17 protein-coding genes are annotated in these 14,793 nt (G+C 70.0%); 10 read left to right on the top strand and 7 right to left on the bottom strand.

Annotated features, from left to right (window positions below):
• Nucleotides 1-32: 32 nt before the first annotated feature.
• Nucleotides 33-1,238: an MFS transporter gene (locus tag E1181_RS01365; RefSeq protein ID WP_132671990.1), complete on the bottom strand. Its 1,206-nt coding sequence runs from the start codon at nt 1,236-1,238 to the stop codon at nt 33-35.
• Between the two features lie 90 nt (nt 1,239-1,328).
• Here E1181_RS01365 and E1181_RS01360 point away from each other — a divergent pair, with 90 nt between their 5' ends.
• The 5 genes from E1181_RS01360 to E1181_RS01340 all read left to right on the top strand — a co-directional run bounded on the left by E1181_RS01360 (nt 1,329) and on the right by E1181_RS01340 (nt 4,865).
• A complete protein-coding gene (locus tag E1181_RS01360) occupies nt 1,329-1,952 on the top strand; it encodes a TetR/AcrR family transcriptional regulator (protein ID WP_132671989.1) in 624 nt (207 codons plus the stop codon).
• A 109-nt stretch (nt 1,953-2,061) separates the two neighbouring features.
• On the top strand, nt 2,062-2,760 hold the full coding sequence (locus E1181_RS01355) for a type III secretion system chaperone family protein (RefSeq protein WP_235875624.1): 699 nt from the start codon (nt 2,062-2,064) through the stop codon (nt 2,758-2,760).
• Nucleotides 2,761-2,889: 129 nt separating this feature from the next.
• The gene (locus tag E1181_RS01350) at nt 2,890-3,663 is read left to right on the top strand and encodes an SDR family NAD(P)-dependent oxidoreductase (protein WP_132671987.1); all 774 of its coding nucleotides are present in this window, start codon (nt 2,890-2,892) and stop codon (nt 3,661-3,663) included.
• 18 nt (nt 3,664-3,681) lie between these two features.
• On the top strand, nt 3,682-4,224 hold the full coding sequence (pyrE, locus tag E1181_RS01345) for an orotate phosphoribosyltransferase (RefSeq protein ID WP_132671986.1): 543 nt from the start codon (nt 3,682-3,684) through the stop codon (nt 4,222-4,224).
• Nucleotides 4,221-4,865: a TrmH family RNA methyltransferase gene (locus E1181_RS01340; protein WP_132671985.1), complete on the top strand. Its 645-nt coding sequence runs from the start codon at nt 4,221-4,223 to the stop codon at nt 4,863-4,865. Before pyrE ends, E1181_RS01340 begins: the two co-directional genes overlap by 4 nt.
• 91 nt (nt 4,866-4,956) lie before the next feature.
• On the opposite strand, the gene E1181_RS01335 is transcribed toward E1181_RS01340, so the two are convergent.
• The 3 genes from E1181_RS01335 to E1181_RS01325 all read right to left on the bottom strand — a co-directional run bounded on the left by E1181_RS01335 (nt 4,957) and on the right by E1181_RS01325 (nt 7,799).
• On the bottom strand, nt 4,957-5,628 hold the full coding sequence (locus E1181_RS01335) for a DedA family protein (RefSeq protein ID WP_132671984.1): 672 nt from the start codon (nt 5,626-5,628) through the stop codon (nt 4,957-4,959).
• Nucleotides 5,629-5,949: 321 nt separating this feature from the next.
• Nucleotides 5,950-7,104 carry an N-acetylglucosamine-6-phosphate deacetylase gene (gene nagA / locus E1181_RS01330; protein WP_132671983.1) on the bottom strand — a complete coding sequence of 385 codons (1,155 nt, stop codon included), beginning with the start codon at nt 7,102-7,104 and terminating at the stop codon, nt 5,950-5,952.
• Nucleotides 7,105-7,229: 125 nt separating this feature from the next.
• Entirely contained in the window at nt 7,230-7,799 is a 570-nt protein-coding gene (locus E1181_RS01325) for a SigE family RNA polymerase sigma factor (protein ID WP_132671982.1), read from the bottom strand.
• A 94-nt stretch (nt 7,800-7,893) separates the two neighbouring features.
• On the opposite strand from E1181_RS01325, the gene E1181_RS01320 reads away from it, so the two are divergent.
• The 4 genes from E1181_RS01320 to E1181_RS01305 all read left to right on the top strand — a co-directional run bounded on the left by E1181_RS01320 (nt 7,894) and on the right by E1181_RS01305 (nt 11,400).
• The gene (locus tag E1181_RS01320) at nt 7,894-8,172 is read left to right on the top strand and encodes a YciI family protein (protein WP_132671981.1); all 279 of its coding nucleotides are present in this window, start codon (nt 7,894-7,896) and stop codon (nt 8,170-8,172) included.
• 208 nt (nt 8,173-8,380) lie between these two features.
• Nucleotides 8,381-9,415, top strand: coding sequence for a class II fructose-bisphosphate aldolase (gene fbaA / locus E1181_RS01315; protein WP_132671980.1), 1,035 nt, complete (start codon nt 8,381-8,383; stop codon nt 9,413-9,415).
• 288 nt (nt 9,416-9,703) lie between these two features.
• Nucleotides 9,704-10,114, top strand: a complete 411-nt coding sequence (locus E1181_RS01310; protein ID WP_132621800.1) for a DUF3151 domain-containing protein — start codon at nt 9,704-9,706, stop codon at nt 10,112-10,114.
• Between the two features lie 197 nt (nt 10,115-10,311).
• Nucleotides 10,312-11,400, top strand: a complete 1,089-nt coding sequence (locus E1181_RS01305) for an FUSC family protein (RefSeq protein WP_207921955.1) — start codon at nt 10,312-10,314, stop codon at nt 11,398-11,400.
• A gap of 198 nt (nt 11,401-11,598) precedes the next feature.
• Here the strand turns inward: E1181_RS01305 and E1181_RS01300 are convergent, their stop codons facing one another.
• From E1181_RS01300 to E1181_RS01290, 3 genes are all read right to left on the bottom strand, one after another.
• Nucleotides 11,599-11,841, bottom strand: coding sequence for a hypothetical protein (locus tag E1181_RS01300; protein WP_132671979.1), 243 nt, complete (start codon nt 11,839-11,841; stop codon nt 11,599-11,601).
• 76 nt (nt 11,842-11,917) lie between these two features.
• Entirely contained in the window at nt 11,918-12,550 is a 633-nt protein-coding gene (locus E1181_RS01295; RefSeq protein WP_132671978.1) for an HNH endonuclease family protein, read from the bottom strand.
• A gap of 150 nt (nt 12,551-12,700) precedes the next feature.
• Nucleotides 12,701-13,339, bottom strand: coding sequence for a hypothetical protein (locus tag E1181_RS01290; RefSeq protein ID WP_132671977.1), 639 nt, complete (start codon nt 13,337-13,339; stop codon nt 12,701-12,703).
• 166 nt (nt 13,340-13,505) lie between these two features.
• Here E1181_RS01290 and E1181_RS01285 point away from each other — a divergent pair, with 166 nt between their 5' ends.
• Nucleotides 13,506-14,792: an adenylosuccinate synthase gene (locus tag E1181_RS01285; protein ID WP_132671976.1), complete on the top strand. Its 1,287-nt coding sequence runs from the start codon at nt 13,506-13,508 to the stop codon at nt 14,790-14,792.
• Nucleotide 14,793: the final 1 nt, after the last annotated feature.

Here is a 14,793-nt window from a genome sequence, read left to right as displayed (position 1 = left end):
GAACTTCGCGCGAAATTCGAATCGCCCCGGCCTCAGCGGCGGATCGTGGACAGGGCTGCGATCGCGGCGAAGAGCGAGGCCGCCGCGGTGAAGACCAGGGTGGCCGTCGTCAGGTCCGTGATGGTGCTGATGTAGCCGAGCACGACCGCGGGGACCGTGGCCGAGAGGTAGGCGACGACGTAGATCATCGCCGCCGTGCCCGCTCGCTGGTGCGGGGCCGCCAGGCCGGTGAGCATCCGGAACGCGCCCATGAACATCAGTCCCCAGCCGACGCCGAGCACGGCCGTGGCCACGAAGAACAGGTCGGCGTGGTGGGACAGCACCGCCGCCGCGACCCCCGCCATCGCGATGATCATCAGCACCGCTCCGACGCGCACCGCTCGCTCGGCGGCCCAGCGGGCCAGCAGCAGCTGAGTGAGACCACCGACCCCGGCCAGCACCGCCACCGGAAGTCCGCTGATCAGGTTCGGCAGGTCGTGCACCATGCCCTTGGCCACCGACGGGGCCAGCGACATGAACATCCCACCGACGATCCACGAGGCCAGCACCATGGTCGACATCAGCGCGAACCGCACGCCCTGGCCCGCCGGGACGACCGGCCTGCGAGGGCGCAGCGCCTCACCGATCGAGCTGATCTTCGCCACCGGCTCCGGCATCGCGACCACGACCGGGATCGCCACGGCGAAACCGGCTGCGAGCAGCAGATAACTGGTCAGCGTCGGCCCCGGGACGAACTGCACCAGGACTCCCGACAGCAGCGATCCGCCCGCCATGCCCAGCGCCGCCGCGACCCCGTTGACCAGCGAGCCCTGGCTGGAGCCGGGGCGCTGGAAGTCCAGCAGCGCACCGCTGATCGCGCTCGTCGCCGCACCCGTGGCCAGGCCCTGCAGCACGCGGCCGGCGAACAGGCCGCCGACACCGGTGGCCAGCGCGAGCACCAGCACCGCGGCGATCTCCACCACCAGCGCGCCGATCAGCACCGGGCGCCGTCCGATGTGGTCGGACAGCGACCCGCACAGCAGCAGCGCCACCAGGATCGCCACCGCGTAGGAGGCGAACACCTCCGTCAGGACGGTGTTGGTGAACCCCCACCGCTGCTGGTAGATCGAGTACATCGGGGACGGGGCGGTGGAGGCCATCAGGAACAGGGCGTAGATCCCGCCGATGAACCAGAACGAGCCGGAACGTGACAACCCGCGCTCGCGCGTGAGGCTGGGGCGTGCCAGTTCGGTGGTCATGGATTTCCTCTGCGGTCGGGTTCGGGGATGTCCGGCGACGACAACCTCTTAGCGGAACGAACCATTCCGCGCGGGCGTAGCCTTGTGTCCATGCCCACAGCAACGACCGCTCGGCACGACGACGCCGTCATCCGAGCCGCCCGGGAGGTCTTCGCCGAGCACGGGATGGCCGCTCCGATGGCCGAGGTCGCCAAGCGCGCCGGGGTCGGCGTGGCCAGCATCTACCGCCGCTACCCGAGCAAGGCCGAGCTCGTCGAGCAGGTGCGCATCGCGGCGTTCCGCCTGGTCATCGACGAGGCCGAGGCCGCGCGCGCCGAGGAGAGAGATCCGTGGCAGGCGCTGAGCCGCTTCATGCACCGCTGCCTGCGGGAGGGGTCGGGCATCGGAACGGTGCTGCCGCAGCTGGAGAAGCGGCACACCTTCTCGGTCGAGTTCCGCGACCTGCAGCAGCGCGTCGCCGAGGTGATCGAGGCCCTGGTCGACGACGCCAAGCTGGCCGGAGAGCTCCGCGCCGACGTCGACTGGACCGACGTCCTGCTGCTGTTCAAGCACCTCAACCCGTCGCTGCCGACCACCGAAGCCCGCCGCGCCGAACTCCGCGCCCGCTACCTCGGCCTGGTCCTGGAGGGCCTCCGAGCCGACGGTGCCGCCCTGCGCGGTCCGGCGCCCGACACGGCCGAGTGGCGGGCGCTGTGCGACAACCGCGCCGATTGATCCGCCCGGATCAGGGTTTTCGCACGTCAAGGTCAGCCGAACGAGCGGTTCGGATTCCGATGCCCAGGTGATCTTCGAGTTCCGCGATGTTCGGACTACCCTGCCCGGTGTGGGCATACCTGCGTGGCTCTGGTTCCTCGTCGCCGTCGTCGCGATCGTCGCCGGCGTCGCGCTGCTGATCTCCGACCGATCGCAGCGCACCTCCAACAACCGGGAGCGGCGTCGCTGGGCGGCGCTGCGCGGTTGGCAGTTCGCCGAAGTGGACCGCGTCCTGCCGACGCGGTGGGAGCGCGGCGTGCTCGCCCAGTACGGCGCGACGACCGCGATGGACGTCGTGGCGGGCTCGACATTCACCGCCGACGGCCGTCGCCAGGTCTACGTGCTGGACCTGGAGGCCGGGGGCAAGAACGTCGCCGTCCTGGTGGGCGTCCGCTGCCGCCGCACGACCCCGGCGACCATCGAGCTGTGGCTGCCGGACGTGCCGGTGCCCCAGGACTCCGGGCTGGACCTGCTCGGACCGGTCGGTTCGCGCTACGCCTTCGTCACCGAGGTCGCCTCGGCTCGCCCGCTGGTCACCGCCGACCTGGTCGACGCCACCGAGGAGATCGGCCAGGACGTCACCGTGGTCTGGCTGGAGAACGACTGGGTGCTGGCCGCGATGCACCCCGCCGACGCCGACCCGGCGCGCCTGGAACGCCTGCTGCGCGATCTCGGCGACCTCGCCGACCTGGTCGACCCGTTCGACAGCGACCCCAACCCCACTCCGGCCGAAACCGAAGTCGAAGAACCCTCGGAACACATCCAGTAGGCCGCACCGTCAGGCAAGCACCGAAGCGACGTGCTCAAGGGGTGGCGCGGAGCGGCTCAGGTTCCGCCACCCGCTCCGCCGGGCAAACCGACCACGACCCCGGATCCACGAGACCGGTAGGTTCGGCGTATGCCTACCGCACTCGTCACCGGTGCCACCGCGGGTATCGGCCGCACCTACGCTCGTCGGCTGGCCGCTGAAGGTCACGACATGGTCCTGGTCGCACGCGACACCGAGCGGCTCGAAGAGCTCGCCGACCGGCTCCAGACCAGGCACAACGTGCGGGTCGAGATCCTCCCGGCGGACCTGTCCGACGCCGCGCAGCGGGCGAAGGTCGCCGAGCGGCTCAGCGACGCGACCAGGCCGGTGGACGTGCTGGTCAACAACGCCGGGTTCGGCACCGGCGGCGCCTTCTGGGACCTCGCGCCCGAGGTGCTGCGGCAGCAGCTGGACGTCAACGTCGCGGCGGTGCTGGAGCTGACCCACGCGGCCGTGCGGACGATGCGCGAGCGCGGTCGCGGCGACGTGATCAACGTGGGCAGCGTGGCCGGGTTCTTCACCGTCTCCGGCTCCACCTACGCGGCGACCAAGGCGTACGTGATCGCCTTCTCCGAGGGCTTGGCGACGTCCCTGGCGGGGACCGGGGTGCGGGTCATGGTGCTGTGCCCCGGGTTCACCCGGACCGAGTTCCACGAGCGCGCCGGCCTGGAGATGAGCAAGCTGCCGCGCGCCTTCTGGCTGCAGGCCGACCAGGTCGTGCACGAGTCGCTGGCCGACCTCCGCGCGGGCAAGGCGGTGTCGATCCCGGGCGCCCAGTACAAGGCGCTGGTCGCCATCGGACGGCTGATCCCGAAGAAGCTGCAGCGCATGGTGGTCACCCGCACCGTTCCCGGCCGGACCTGAGAACTATCCTCGGGTCTCGTGGTGAACGAGAAGCAGCGCTCCGAACTGGCCCGTCTGGTCAAAGAGCTCGCGGTGGTGCACGGCAAGGTGACGTTGTCCTCCGGCAAGGAGGCCGATTACTACGTGGACCTGCGCCGGGCGACCCTGCAGCACCAGGCGGCCCCGCTGATCGGGAGTCTGCTTCGGCAGATCACCGCTGACTGGGACTACACGGCCGTCGGCGGGCTCACCCTGGGTGCCGACCCGGTCGCCGCGGCCATGATGCACGCCGACGGTCCCGCGCTGGACAGCTTCGTGGTGCGCAAGTCCGCCAAGGCCCACGGCATGCAGCGCCAGATCGAGGGACCGGACATCACCGGCAAGCGGGTGCTGGCCGTGGAGGACACCTCGACCACCGGCGGCAGCGTGCTCACCGCCGTGGAGGCGCTGCGCGAAGCGGGCGCCGAGGTGGTCGGCGTGGCGACCGTCGTCGACCGCGACACCGGGGCTCGCGAGGCCATCGAGGAAGCGGGACTGCCCTACCGCACGTTGCTGGGGCTGTCCGACCTCGGGCTGGCGTGAGCGAGGACGTCGGTCCCACCGAGTGGGGCACCAGCGTCGGCGTCGGCCCGTGGGAGGGTCCCTGGCCGGACGACGAGCGCTACGACCCGGAGCTGCTGGAGCACGGTGACCGGCGCAACGTCGTCGACCACTACCGGTACTGGAAGCGGGAGGCGATCGTCGCCGACCTGGACCAGCGGCGGCACGACTTCCACGTGGCCATCGAGAACTTCCAGCACGACCACAACATCGGCACGGTGGTGCGCACCGCCAACGCGTTCCTGGCGGAGGCGGTGCACATCGTGGGTCGCCGCCGCTGGAACCGGCGCGGCGCGATGGTCACCGACCGGTACCAGCACGTCCACCACCACCCGGACGTCGAGTCGCTGACCGCGTGGGCGCGGGAAGCGGGCCTGGCGATCGTGGCGGTGGACAACACGCCGGGCGCGATCCCGGTGGAGCGCGCGGAGCTGCCGCGCCGGTGCGTGCTGCTGTTCGGCCAGGAGGGCCCCGGCCTGCACGAGGAGTCCCGCCGCGAAGCCGACCTGGTGGTCTCCATCGCGCAGTTCGGCTCCACCCGGTCGATCAACGCCGGGGTCGCCGCGGGCGTCGTCATGCACACCTGGGTGCAGCAGCACGCCGACCTCGGCCTGGCGTGGTGAGAGCTCCGGGGTCGGTTCGGACCCGAACCGACCCCGGACGCGGAAGAAGAGCCGGACCCGATGGGTGCCGGCTCTTCTTCCGAGGGTTCCGTCAGGCCGCTTCGCGGGCCTTCTCGCGGCGTCCCTTGATGTACTCGATGATGATCGGCACGATCGAGATCACGACGATGACGATGGCCATGGCCTCGATGTTGTTCCGGATCCACGGGATGTTGCCCAGGAAGAACCCGAGCAGCGTCATGCTCAGGGTCCAGGCCACACCGCCGATGGCCGAGTAGCTGAAGAACTTCTTCTGGTCCATCTGACCGATGCCGGCCACCGCCGTGATGAACGTGCGGACGATCGGCACGAAGCGGGCCAGGATGATCGCGCGGGCGCCGTACTTCTCGAAGAACGCGTGCGTCTTGTCGACGTGCTCGCGCTTGAACAGCTTCGAGTCGGGCTTGTTGAACATCGCCGGGCCGACCTTGCGCCCGATCCAGTACCCGGTCACGTTGCCGACGAAGGCGCACACCGCCAGCAGCACGCAGACCAGCCAGACCGGCGTGTTGATCGCGCCGATGGCGACGAACATGCCGGTCACGAACAGCAGCGAGTCACCCGGCAGGAAGAAGCCGATGAGCAGACCGCATTCGGCGAAGATGATCAGGCAGACGCCGATCAGCGCGAACGGGCCGAGACCAGAGACGATGTTCTCCGGATTCAGCCAATCCGGAAGCAGAGCGAGCGCGGGCTGTGCCGCGGCGGCGAATTCGGACGTCACGCTTGCCAACGGTACCGTGACGCCGCTTCGCCCGGATTTCGGGAGAGCTGCGGGACATCAACGCAGCGCACACCCACGATCACCCAATGGGGTAAAGGACTGTGACGCCCGCCGCGAGCAATCCGGACAGGAGTCCCAGAACGATCACGAAGAGCAGCACTCCCGTGGGACTCGGTCGCAGCGCGCGCTGCGACGAGGAGGGGCGGCCGCTCGCTCGCGCCCGCAACGCGGCGGACAGCGTGTCCTCGGTTTCCCGGCCGTTCATCCCCCGACCCTAACCAGCCGCCCGGCCGAACGGCGGCAGATCGGCGATGCAGCAGGTCACGAGGGTGGGGTGAGCCACCGGCCGCCGTGCATGACGCCCTGCAGGTCCAGGTCGTCACCGAGCACGACCATGTTCGCGTCCGCGCCCGGGCGGATCTCGCCCACGTCGGTCAGCCCGAGCCGCCGCGCCGGGTTCGTCGAGGTGGCCGCGACCGCGGCGGGCACGGACAGCCCGCAGCTGCGCACCAGGTTGCGGAACGCGGCGTCCATGGTCAGCGTGCTGCCGGCCAGCGAGCCGTCGGCCAGCCGGGGCTCGCCGTCGACGACGGTCACCGGCAGCGCGCCCAGCTCGTAGGTGCCGTCACCGGCTCCGGTGGCGCTGATGGCGTCGGTGACCAGGATCGTCCGGTCGGTTCCGGCGTGGGTGGCGGCCAGCCGGGCGACGGTCGGGTGCAGGTGCACCAGGTCGCAGATCAGCTCCACGCTGACCCGCTCGTCGTCCAGCAGCGCGCCGACCGGTCCGGGCTCGCGGTGGTGCAGCGGACGCATGCCGTTGAACAGGTGCGTCGCCACGGTCGCTCCGGCGTCCACCGCCTCCAGCACCTGGTCGGCGACCGCGTCGGTGTGCCCGACGGCCGCGATCGCTCCGCCGTCGACCAGCTGCCGGACCGCGTCCCGCGAACCGGGCAGCTCGGGGGCGAGGGTGACCATCCGGACCGCGCCGCGGCCGGCGTCGAGCAGCTGGCGGACGTCGTCGGCCTCCGGCGCGCGCAGCGTCTCCGGAGCGTGCGCGCCGCAGCGGGCGTGCGAGAGGAACGGTCCTTCCAGGTGAACTCCGGCCAGCAGGCCGTCGGCGGTCAGCTCGGCCAGCGTGGCGACCTGCTTGACCAGCTCCGGCACCGGCGCGGACACCAGGCTCGCGAGCATCGTGGTGGTGCCGTGCGCGCGGTGGTGGGCCACCGCGGTCTCGGTCTGCTCGGGTTCGAGGGAGGTGAACGAACCGCCGCCACCGCCGTGGCAGTGGATGTCCACGAACCCGGGCACCAGCCAGCGCCCGGACAGCTCGATCGCCGGGCCCTGGGGGACGGCGCCGTCACCGACGGCGGCGATCTTGCCCGCGGACACCCGCACCCAGCCCGGTTGCGCGACTCCGCCCGGGGTGACGACCCGCGCGCCGGTGAGGATCAGTTCGGCAGTGTTCACAACGACGATCCTCCGCCAAACGCGAGCAGTGGTCTACACCAAAATCGGTGTTTTACGGCTCAGCCGAACCCGCTGAACCGGTCACGGACGGTGAGACCGGAGGGAATGTCCGATTCGCCGAATATAGACCGTCGTCAGCTCGCGATGTGCTTCTGCAACGCCTCCAGGGCGCGGCTCGCCGTCGACTTGACGGTGCCCTTGGAGACGCCGGTCGCCTCGGCGATCTCGGCCTCCGACAGGTTGCCGTAGTAGCGCAGCACCAGCACCTCGCGCTGCCTGCGCGGCAGCTTGCCCAGCGCGTCCACCACCGCCTGGTGCTCGGCGGTGAGCATCGCCAGCGACTCCGCGGAACGCGCGTTGGCCTGGTGCGGCGGCTGGTACTCGCGGGCGGTCTTGCGGCGGCGCAGCATCGAGCGGGAACCGTTGACGACCGCCGTGCGCAGGTAGGCGATCGCGGCGTTGGCGTCGCGCAGCCCGGACCAGTTCCGGTAGAGCCCGGTGAAGGCCTCCTGGACCACGTCCTCGGCGCTGCTGATGTCGTCGACCAGCAGGATCGCCAGCCGGACCATCCGCATCCGCTGCTGCTTGTAGATGTCCTCCAGGGACAGCGGTTGCTGCGTCTCCCGGTGGACCCCGTCCAACTTGCGCAGCGTGCCGAAGGTCTTCTCGACGCTGCGCTCGATCCCTTCCGAATCACCGCCCATGATCGAAGAACTTACCGGGCGAGGATGGGTTCGCGGGGCCGGTTCGGGTTAGCGTCCATGGCGATCGTGGAATCCGCCGCTAGGGAGGCAGAACATGGCGAGGTTCGTTGTCGAGCTGGTCTACGGGCCCGACGAGGACAAGAGGCTGGAGGTCCGCCCGGAGCACCGCGAGTACTCGCGCGGACTGGCCGAGCGGGGCACGCTGCTGGCCGGCGGGCCCTACACCGATGGCAAGGGCGCGCAGATCATCTACGAGACCGCCGACGAGGCCGAGCTCCAGGACGTCCTGGCCGCCGACCCGTACACCAAGGCCGGGGTGATCGCCTCGACGACCATCCGCCAGTGGGAAGTCGTCACCGGCGCTTGGCTGTAGGCAGCGGGTGCTCCAGCGTGTGAGTATGTGCACAGGATCCTTTTCTGAATCCTTGCACCAACTTTTCAAAACAACACCGCTGGGGCACTGTGACGCGCGAAAGAGTGGTATGTGCCCCGACGCGCCGCGGACGGTGCGCTGGGGTTCCTAGGATGCTGCGCGATCTCGCGTCACTTCACGACCGAACTCCATCTGAGGAGGATGACCGATGCCCATCGCGACCCCCGAGGTCTACACGGAGATGCTGGACCGGGCGAAGACCGGTGAATTCGCCTACCCAGCGATCAACGTGACCTCGTCGGAGACGCTCAACGCGGCGCTGCGCGGGTTCGCCGAGGCCGAGAGTGACGGCATCATCCAGGTGTCGACCGGGGGCGCCGAGTTCGCCTCCGGCACCAAGGTCAAGGACATGGTCACGGGTGCCACCGCGCTCGCCGAGTACGCGCACGTCGTCGCCGCCAAGTACCCGGTGAACATCGCGCTGCACACCGACCACTGCCCGAAGGACAAGCTCGACGGCTACGTAAAGCCGCTGATCCAGATCAGCCAGGAGCGGGTCAACCGGGGCGAGAACCCGCTGTTCCAGTCGCACATGTGGGACGGCTCGGCGATCGACCTCGACGAGAACCTGCAGATCGCGCAGGAGCTGCTGGAGCTGTCGGCCAAGGCCAAGATCGTCCTGGAGCTGGAGGTCGGCGTCGTCGGCGGCGAAGAGGACGGCGTCGCCAACGACATCAACGACAAGCTCTACACCGCGCCCGGCGACTACATCAAGACCGTCGAGGCCCTCGGCACCGGCGAGAAGGGCCGCTACCTGCTGGCCGCGACCTTCGGCAACGTGCACGGCGTCTACAAGCCGGGCAACGTCAAGCTGCGCCCGGAGATCCTCAAGCAGGGTCAGGACGTGGTGTCGGAGAAGCTGGGCCTGGCCGCCGGCTCCAAGCCGTTCGACCTGGTCTTCCACGGTGGTTCCGGTTCGCTGCTGGAGGAGATCCACGAGGCGGTCTCCTACGGCGTGATCAAGATGAACATCGACACCGACACCCAGTACGCCTTCACCCGGCCCATCGCGGACCACATGCTGAAGAACTACGACGGCGTGCTCAAGATCGACGGCGAGGTCGGCAACAAGAAGACCTACGACCCGCGCAGCTACCTCAAGGTCGCCGAGCAGGCCATGGCCGCTCGCGTCGCCCAGGGGTGCGAGGTCCTCAAGTCCGCAGGCCGCATGATCGCTGGTTGAGGTTCAGGTTCTGCTGCTCGTTCTGCTCAGCGGTGCGGGTGGCGGAACCTGACACGCCTCCTGGCTTCGGGACCCGCGACTTGAGCTGTCGATGCGCGGCGCTGCGGCTGTCCTCCCCAGAAGACGTGTCAGAACCCGCGGCGGTGCCGGTTGCTCAGGTGGGGCACGGAGAAAGCGACTTCGTCGCTTGCCTGACATTGGCTGAGCTTGTTTTGCTGTGATGACGGTCCGTCTGCCCTGTGGGTGGACGGACCGTCGTCGTCTTGGGTGAAGTGCGAGGATGAGGGCATGACGAGGAATCTGTTGGAGCCGCCGGAGACGCTGCTGCCGGAGAGCCCGGAGGCGCAGGGTGCCCTGGACGCAGGCACCGACCCCGCCGAGGTCGCCGCGCAGCACCCGGCGTTCAGCGCCGCTTGGGCCGCGCTCGCCGACAACGCCCTGAACAGCGGGGAGAACATCGCCGCGTACGCCTACGCGCGCACCGGGTACCACCGCGGGCTGGACGCCCTGCGCCGCTCGGGCTGGAAGGGCTTCGGCCCGGTCCCGTGGCGCCACGAGCCCAACCGCGGCGTGCTCCGCTCGATCGCGGCACTGGCCAAGGCGGCCCGCGCCATCGGCGAGACCGAGGAGTTCGACCGCTGCCGCCAGCTCCTCGAGGACAGCGACCCGGCCTCCCTGGAAGCCAACGACCTCGCCTGACGACCGCGAACCCGGCCACGCGCGAACCCGCTGCCCGCACGTGGCCGGGTTCGTCGTGCCCGGGTCCCGCACCCGCCGGGTTGACCGGATTTCAGTGGAAATCGGGAACCCGGTTTCCGTGGAACTCCGGACCCTGTTTCCACTGAGAACCGGGACCGCCCGCCGGGCGCGGGCGTTCGGTGGCGGAGGATGGTGTCGTGCTGCGTTTGCGTGAGGAGTTGACCCGCCGGCTCCGGCGGTTGCTGCGAACCGGTGTGCCGATCGTCCAGTGCGCGCTGGCCGCCGGCGTGGCCTGGTTCCTCGCGCACGACATCGTCGGGCACGTCGCGCCGTTCTTCGCCCCCATCGCCGCGGTGATCTCGCTGGGCGTCTCGCTCGGGCAGCGGATGCGGCGAGCCCTGGAGCTGGTCGTCGGCGTGAGCATCGGCGTCGGCGTCGGCGACGTCCTGATCTCGGTGATCGGCACCGGGACCTGGCAGATCGCGCTGGTCGTCGCGCTGGCGATGTCCACCGCCGTGCTGCTGGACAGCGGCGGCGTGATCGTCCTGCAGGCCGCGTCGTCATCCGTGCTGGTCGCGACGCTGCTGCCGCCCGCCACGGCCGGCGGGCTGACGCGGATGCTCGACGCCGCGATCGGCGGGCTGGTCGGCTTCGCCGTCGCCGCGCTGCTGCCCGCCAACCCCCTCGCGGTCGCGCACCGCAACGGTCGCGTGGTGCTCGGGGCGCTCGCCGACGCGTTGCGCGGGGTCGCGAGCGCGGTCGCGCACCGCGACGTGTCCATGGCCGCCGACGTCCTGGCCGACGCCCGCAAGAGCCACAAGTCCGTCGAGGAGTTCCGCGCAGCGCTGGAGGCCGGGGCCGAGATCGCCCGGTTCGCGCCGATCCGCTGGCGCAGGCGCGGCGACCTGGAGCGCTACGAAACCGCCGCCACGCCCGTCGACCGCGCGCTGCGCAACACGCGCGTGCTGGCCCGGCGGGCGCTGGCCGCGCTGCGCGACGAGGAACCCGTTCCGCGCCCGCTACCGGGCATGCTGGAAGAGCTCGCGGGAACCGTGGTGCTGCTGCGCGACGAGCTGGCCAGCGGCAAGGACCCGCTGCAGGCAAGGGAAGCCGCGCGCTCGGTCGCCAAGAAGTCCACAGTGGAAATGCTGGGCGAAGGCGACTTCTCGATGCAGGTCGTGGTCCTGCAGGTGCGCTCGATCGCCGTCGACCTGCTGCAGGCGTCCGGCCTGACCCGCACCGAAGCCGTCGCGGCCCTGCCGCCGCTCCACCCGGACGAGGGTTGAGAGCGTTTGACGATCTTTGCGTGGCGGTGCGGGTGGCGGAACCTGAGCGCCTCCGTGGACTCCGTGCGCCGCTCCTGATGTATGTCCAATACACGGCGTCCCGGGCGTACTCGCCACGAAGGCGCTCAGAACCCGCGGCGGTGCCAGCGCCTTGGGTGGTGGAAGAGGATGCGGCTCCGCCGCATTCTCAAACAACTTTTAGGGCCGGTTCAGGACGGCCGCCAGGCAGGCGTGCAGCGGCTCGTGGTCGCGCGGGTCGTGCAGCTCGCAGTCGGCCGCTGAGAGGCGGTACCACTCCTCGGCGCCGGAGTAGCGGATCCACACCCACACCGCGCCGTCCTCGCAGACCGTCGCCAGTTCCAGGTCGCCGGTGATCACGCCGACCTCGTCGGTCATCACCCCGCCCGGGGGTGCGGTCAACGTCGTGCGCAACTCAGCCATGACGGCCAGTGTGCCTTCCCCGCGAGAAGAAGGCGGGCACCTCCACGCCGGGAGGTGCCCGCTGTTCCGAAGACGATCAGCAGCCGTCCAGGGCGGTCTGGAGCGCGCCCTTCTCGGCTTCGGTGATGGTCAGCTGGTACTTGTGCTTGGTGCCGACCCACATCGAGGCGTAGGTGCAGTGGTAGTCGGTCGCCGGCGGCATCCAGGCGTCCGGGGTCTGGTCGCCCTTCTCCTGGTTGACGTTGTCGGTGACCGCGATGAGCTGCGGGCCCTCCAGGTCGTTGGCGAACGCCTGGCGCTGGTCCTGGGTCCACTCGGCGGCACCGGAGCGCCACGCGGCGGCCAGCGGCACGATGTGGTCGATGTCCACGTCGGACGGCTGGGTCCAGGTCTCGCCGTCGTACGGGCTGACCCAGCTGCCGGCGGTCGGGTAGCAGTCGGAGCCGACCTCGACGCCGTCGCCGTCGCGCTTGAGCACCGCTTCGCGGGTGTTGCAGTTGTCCGGCCCGTCGATCCAGTGCGGGAACTTCTCCCGGCTGTAGCCGTCCATCGAGCCGTCGGCGGCGACGGTGAGCTCAGCGAGCTCGGCCTTGGCGGTCGCCGGGTCGGGGACGCCCGGCGGCTCGGCGGCGGCCGGGATGGCGAGCCCGATGCTGATCAGTCCGGCCAGCGGCAGGGCGGTCAGGGTGGCGCGCAACGAACGTGTCATGGCTTCCTCCGCGGTGGGCTAGATCGCCTGCTTCGTGATGACGATTGCCCACGTGGGTGGCCGATTCAATGCTGAGGAGTGGCCGGAAGGTGACATGGCGTGAAGTCGCCACCGATCGTGGTAGCGAAATGTGAATTCCACACTCTGTGATCAACGCGCCAGGTTGAGGTCCTCGGTGTGCCGGTACCAGACCCACTTCTCCATCGGTCGGGGGTGATCGCTGCCGTCGTGCCGCACGGTGGCCGACCGGAACGACGCCTGGAACGCCCGGCCCCGGGCCGTCCCGGTGCGGCGGCGCAGGAGTCCGCGCCGGGTCACGCTCACCCGCAGCCCGTCCATCGGGGGATCGATCGTGTGGTTCAGCGGATCGGCCGTCGGGTCCGGCAGCGGTGCCGCGTCCGGGTCCGGGGAGACCACGAGGCTGTGCGCGGCGCCGTTGAGGACCTGCTCGTCGTCGCAGTACGCCTGGCCGGTGATCGGTGCGATCACGCCCTCGCCCAGCAGGATCCCGCCCGAGTCGTCCCTGATCAGCGGGACCGGTCGCGGGGAGGCGGTCAGCGCGCGCTCGAAGTCCCCGACGCCCAGGCCCCACAGCCGGGCCACCGGCGAGTCGGCCACCGGCACGTAGCCGACGGTCAGCTCGGTCAGCCGCTCCTTGCGCAGCAACCGCAGCACGACGGCGGCCAGGTCCATGTCCGTGCCGTGCACGACCACCCGATCGGTTGCTTCTGCCAGCAGCGGATCGACCTCGTTGCGACCCGGCGCGGCGGAAACCTCGTGCCATTGCACAGAGTCACCGGTCGGACGCGCTGCGCCATCAACGTTTCCGCAGGACAATGCGGTGGTACTCACGATTCGCTCCTGGTTTACCCTGATCGACCGGCATACCCCGTGGTGGGAGCGGGCGAAGCGTGCGGTCACGCTGGCGACCACCCAGTCCAGGTTGGAGTTTCACATGCCGGCGATCGTGCTGATCGGCGCCCAGTGGGGCGACGAAGGCAAGGGTAAGGCGACAGACCTGCTCGGCGAGCAGGCGCAGTGGGTCGTGCGTTACCAGGGCGGCAACAACGCGGGACACACCGTCGTGCTCCCGGACGGGCAGGACTTCGCGCTGCACCTCATCCCGTCGGGGATCCTGACCCCCGGCGTGACGAACGTGATCGGCAACGGCGTCGTCGTCGACCCGGGCGTCCTGCTGGAGGAGCTCGCAGGTCTGGAGGAGCGCGGGGTCGACACCTCGCGGCTGCTGCTGTCCGCCGACGCGCACCTGATCATGCCGTACCACGTGGCCATCGACCGCGTGACCGAGCGGTACCTGGGCAAGAAGCAGATCGGCACCACCGGTCGCGGCATCGGCCCCTGCTACCAGGACAAGATCGCTCGCGTCGGCGTCCGGATGCAGGACCTGCTCGACGAGAAGATCCTGCGCCAGAAGGTCGAGGCCGCCCTCGACATCAAGAACCAGATCCTGGTCAAGGTCTACAACCGCCGCGCGATCGACGCGGAGGAGGTCGTGGACACCGTGCTGGGGCAGGCGGAGAAGTTCGCGGGCCGCATCGCCGACACCAAGCTGCTGATCAACAAGGCGCTGGAGCGCGGCGAGCGGGTGCTGCTGGAGGGTTCCCAGGGCACGCTGCTCGACGTCGACCACGGCACCTACCCGTTCGTGACCTCGTCGAACCCGACCGCCGGTGGCGCTTCGGCCGGTTCCGGCATCGGCCCGACGAAGATCAGCGCGGTGATCGGCATCCTCAAGGCCTACACCACGCGCGTCGGTGCGGGCCCGTTCCCGACCGAGTTGACCGACGAGGCCGGCGAGAACCTGCGCAAGCAGGGCGGCGAGTTCGGCGTGACCACCGGTCGCTCGCGGCGGACCGGGTGGTTCGACGCGGTGATCGCCCGCTACGCGACCCGCGTCAACGGCATCACCGACTACTTCCTGACCAAGCTCGACGTGCTCTCCGGCCTGGAGACCATCCCGATCTGCGTCGCCTACGACGTCGACGGCGAGCGGGTCGAGGACATGCCGATGACCCAGACCGGCGTGCACCACGCGGTTCCGGTGTACGAGGAGATGCCGGGCTGGTGGGAGGACCTCAGCGACTGCCGCACCTTCGAGGACCTGCCTGCCAACGCCCGCGCCTACATCGAGCGCATCGAGGAGCTCTCCGGCGCCCGCGTGTCGGCGGTCGGCGTGGGTCCGGGGCGCGATCAGACGATCGTGCGCCACTCGATGGCCTGAT

The sequence above is a fragment of the Saccharopolyspora terrae genome (assembly GCF_004348435.1).
Classification (GTDB): Bacteria; Actinomycetota; Actinomycetes; order Mycobacteriales; family Pseudonocardiaceae; genus Saccharopolyspora; species Saccharopolyspora endophytica.
The sequence above is the reverse complement of the archived record's forward strand: the minus strand, read 5'-3'. Positions and strand labels throughout refer to the sequence as shown.

Coding starts and splice junctions, on each gene's coding strand:
- E1181_RS01365 (WP_132671990.1), bottom strand. CDS start 1,238: ATGACCACCGAACTGGCACGCCCCAGCCTCACGCGCGAGCGCGGGTTG.
- E1181_RS01360 (WP_132671989.1), top strand. CDS start 1,329: ATGCCCACAGCAACGACCGCTCGGCACGACGACGCCGTCATCCGAGCC.
- E1181_RS01350 (WP_132671987.1), top strand. CDS start 2,890: ATGCCTACCGCACTCGTCACCGGTGCCACCGCGGGTATCGGCCGCACC.
- E1181_RS01325 (WP_132671982.1), bottom strand. CDS start 7,799: ATGGGCGGTGATTCGGAAGGGATCGAGCGCAGCGTCGAGAAGACCTTC.
- E1181_RS01320 (WP_132671981.1), top strand. CDS start 7,894: ATGGCGAGGTTCGTTGTCGAGCTGGTCTACGGGCCCGACGAGGACAAG.
- fbaA (WP_132671980.1), top strand. CDS start 8,381: ATGCCCATCGCGACCCCCGAGGTCTACACGGAGATGCTGGACCGGGCG.
- E1181_RS01310 (WP_132621800.1), top strand. CDS start 9,704: ATGACGAGGAATCTGTTGGAGCCGCCGGAGACGCTGCTGCCGGAGAGC.
- E1181_RS01300 (WP_132671979.1), bottom strand. CDS start 11,841: ATGGCTGAGTTGCGCACGACGTTGACCGCACCCCCGGGCGGGGTGATG.
- E1181_RS01295 (WP_132671978.1), bottom strand. CDS start 12,550: ATGACACGTTCGTTGCGCGCCACCCTGACCGCCCTGCCGCTGGCCGGA.
- E1181_RS01285 (WP_132671976.1), top strand. CDS start 13,506: ATGCCGGCGATCGTGCTGATCGGCGCCCAGTGGGGCGACGAAGGCAAG.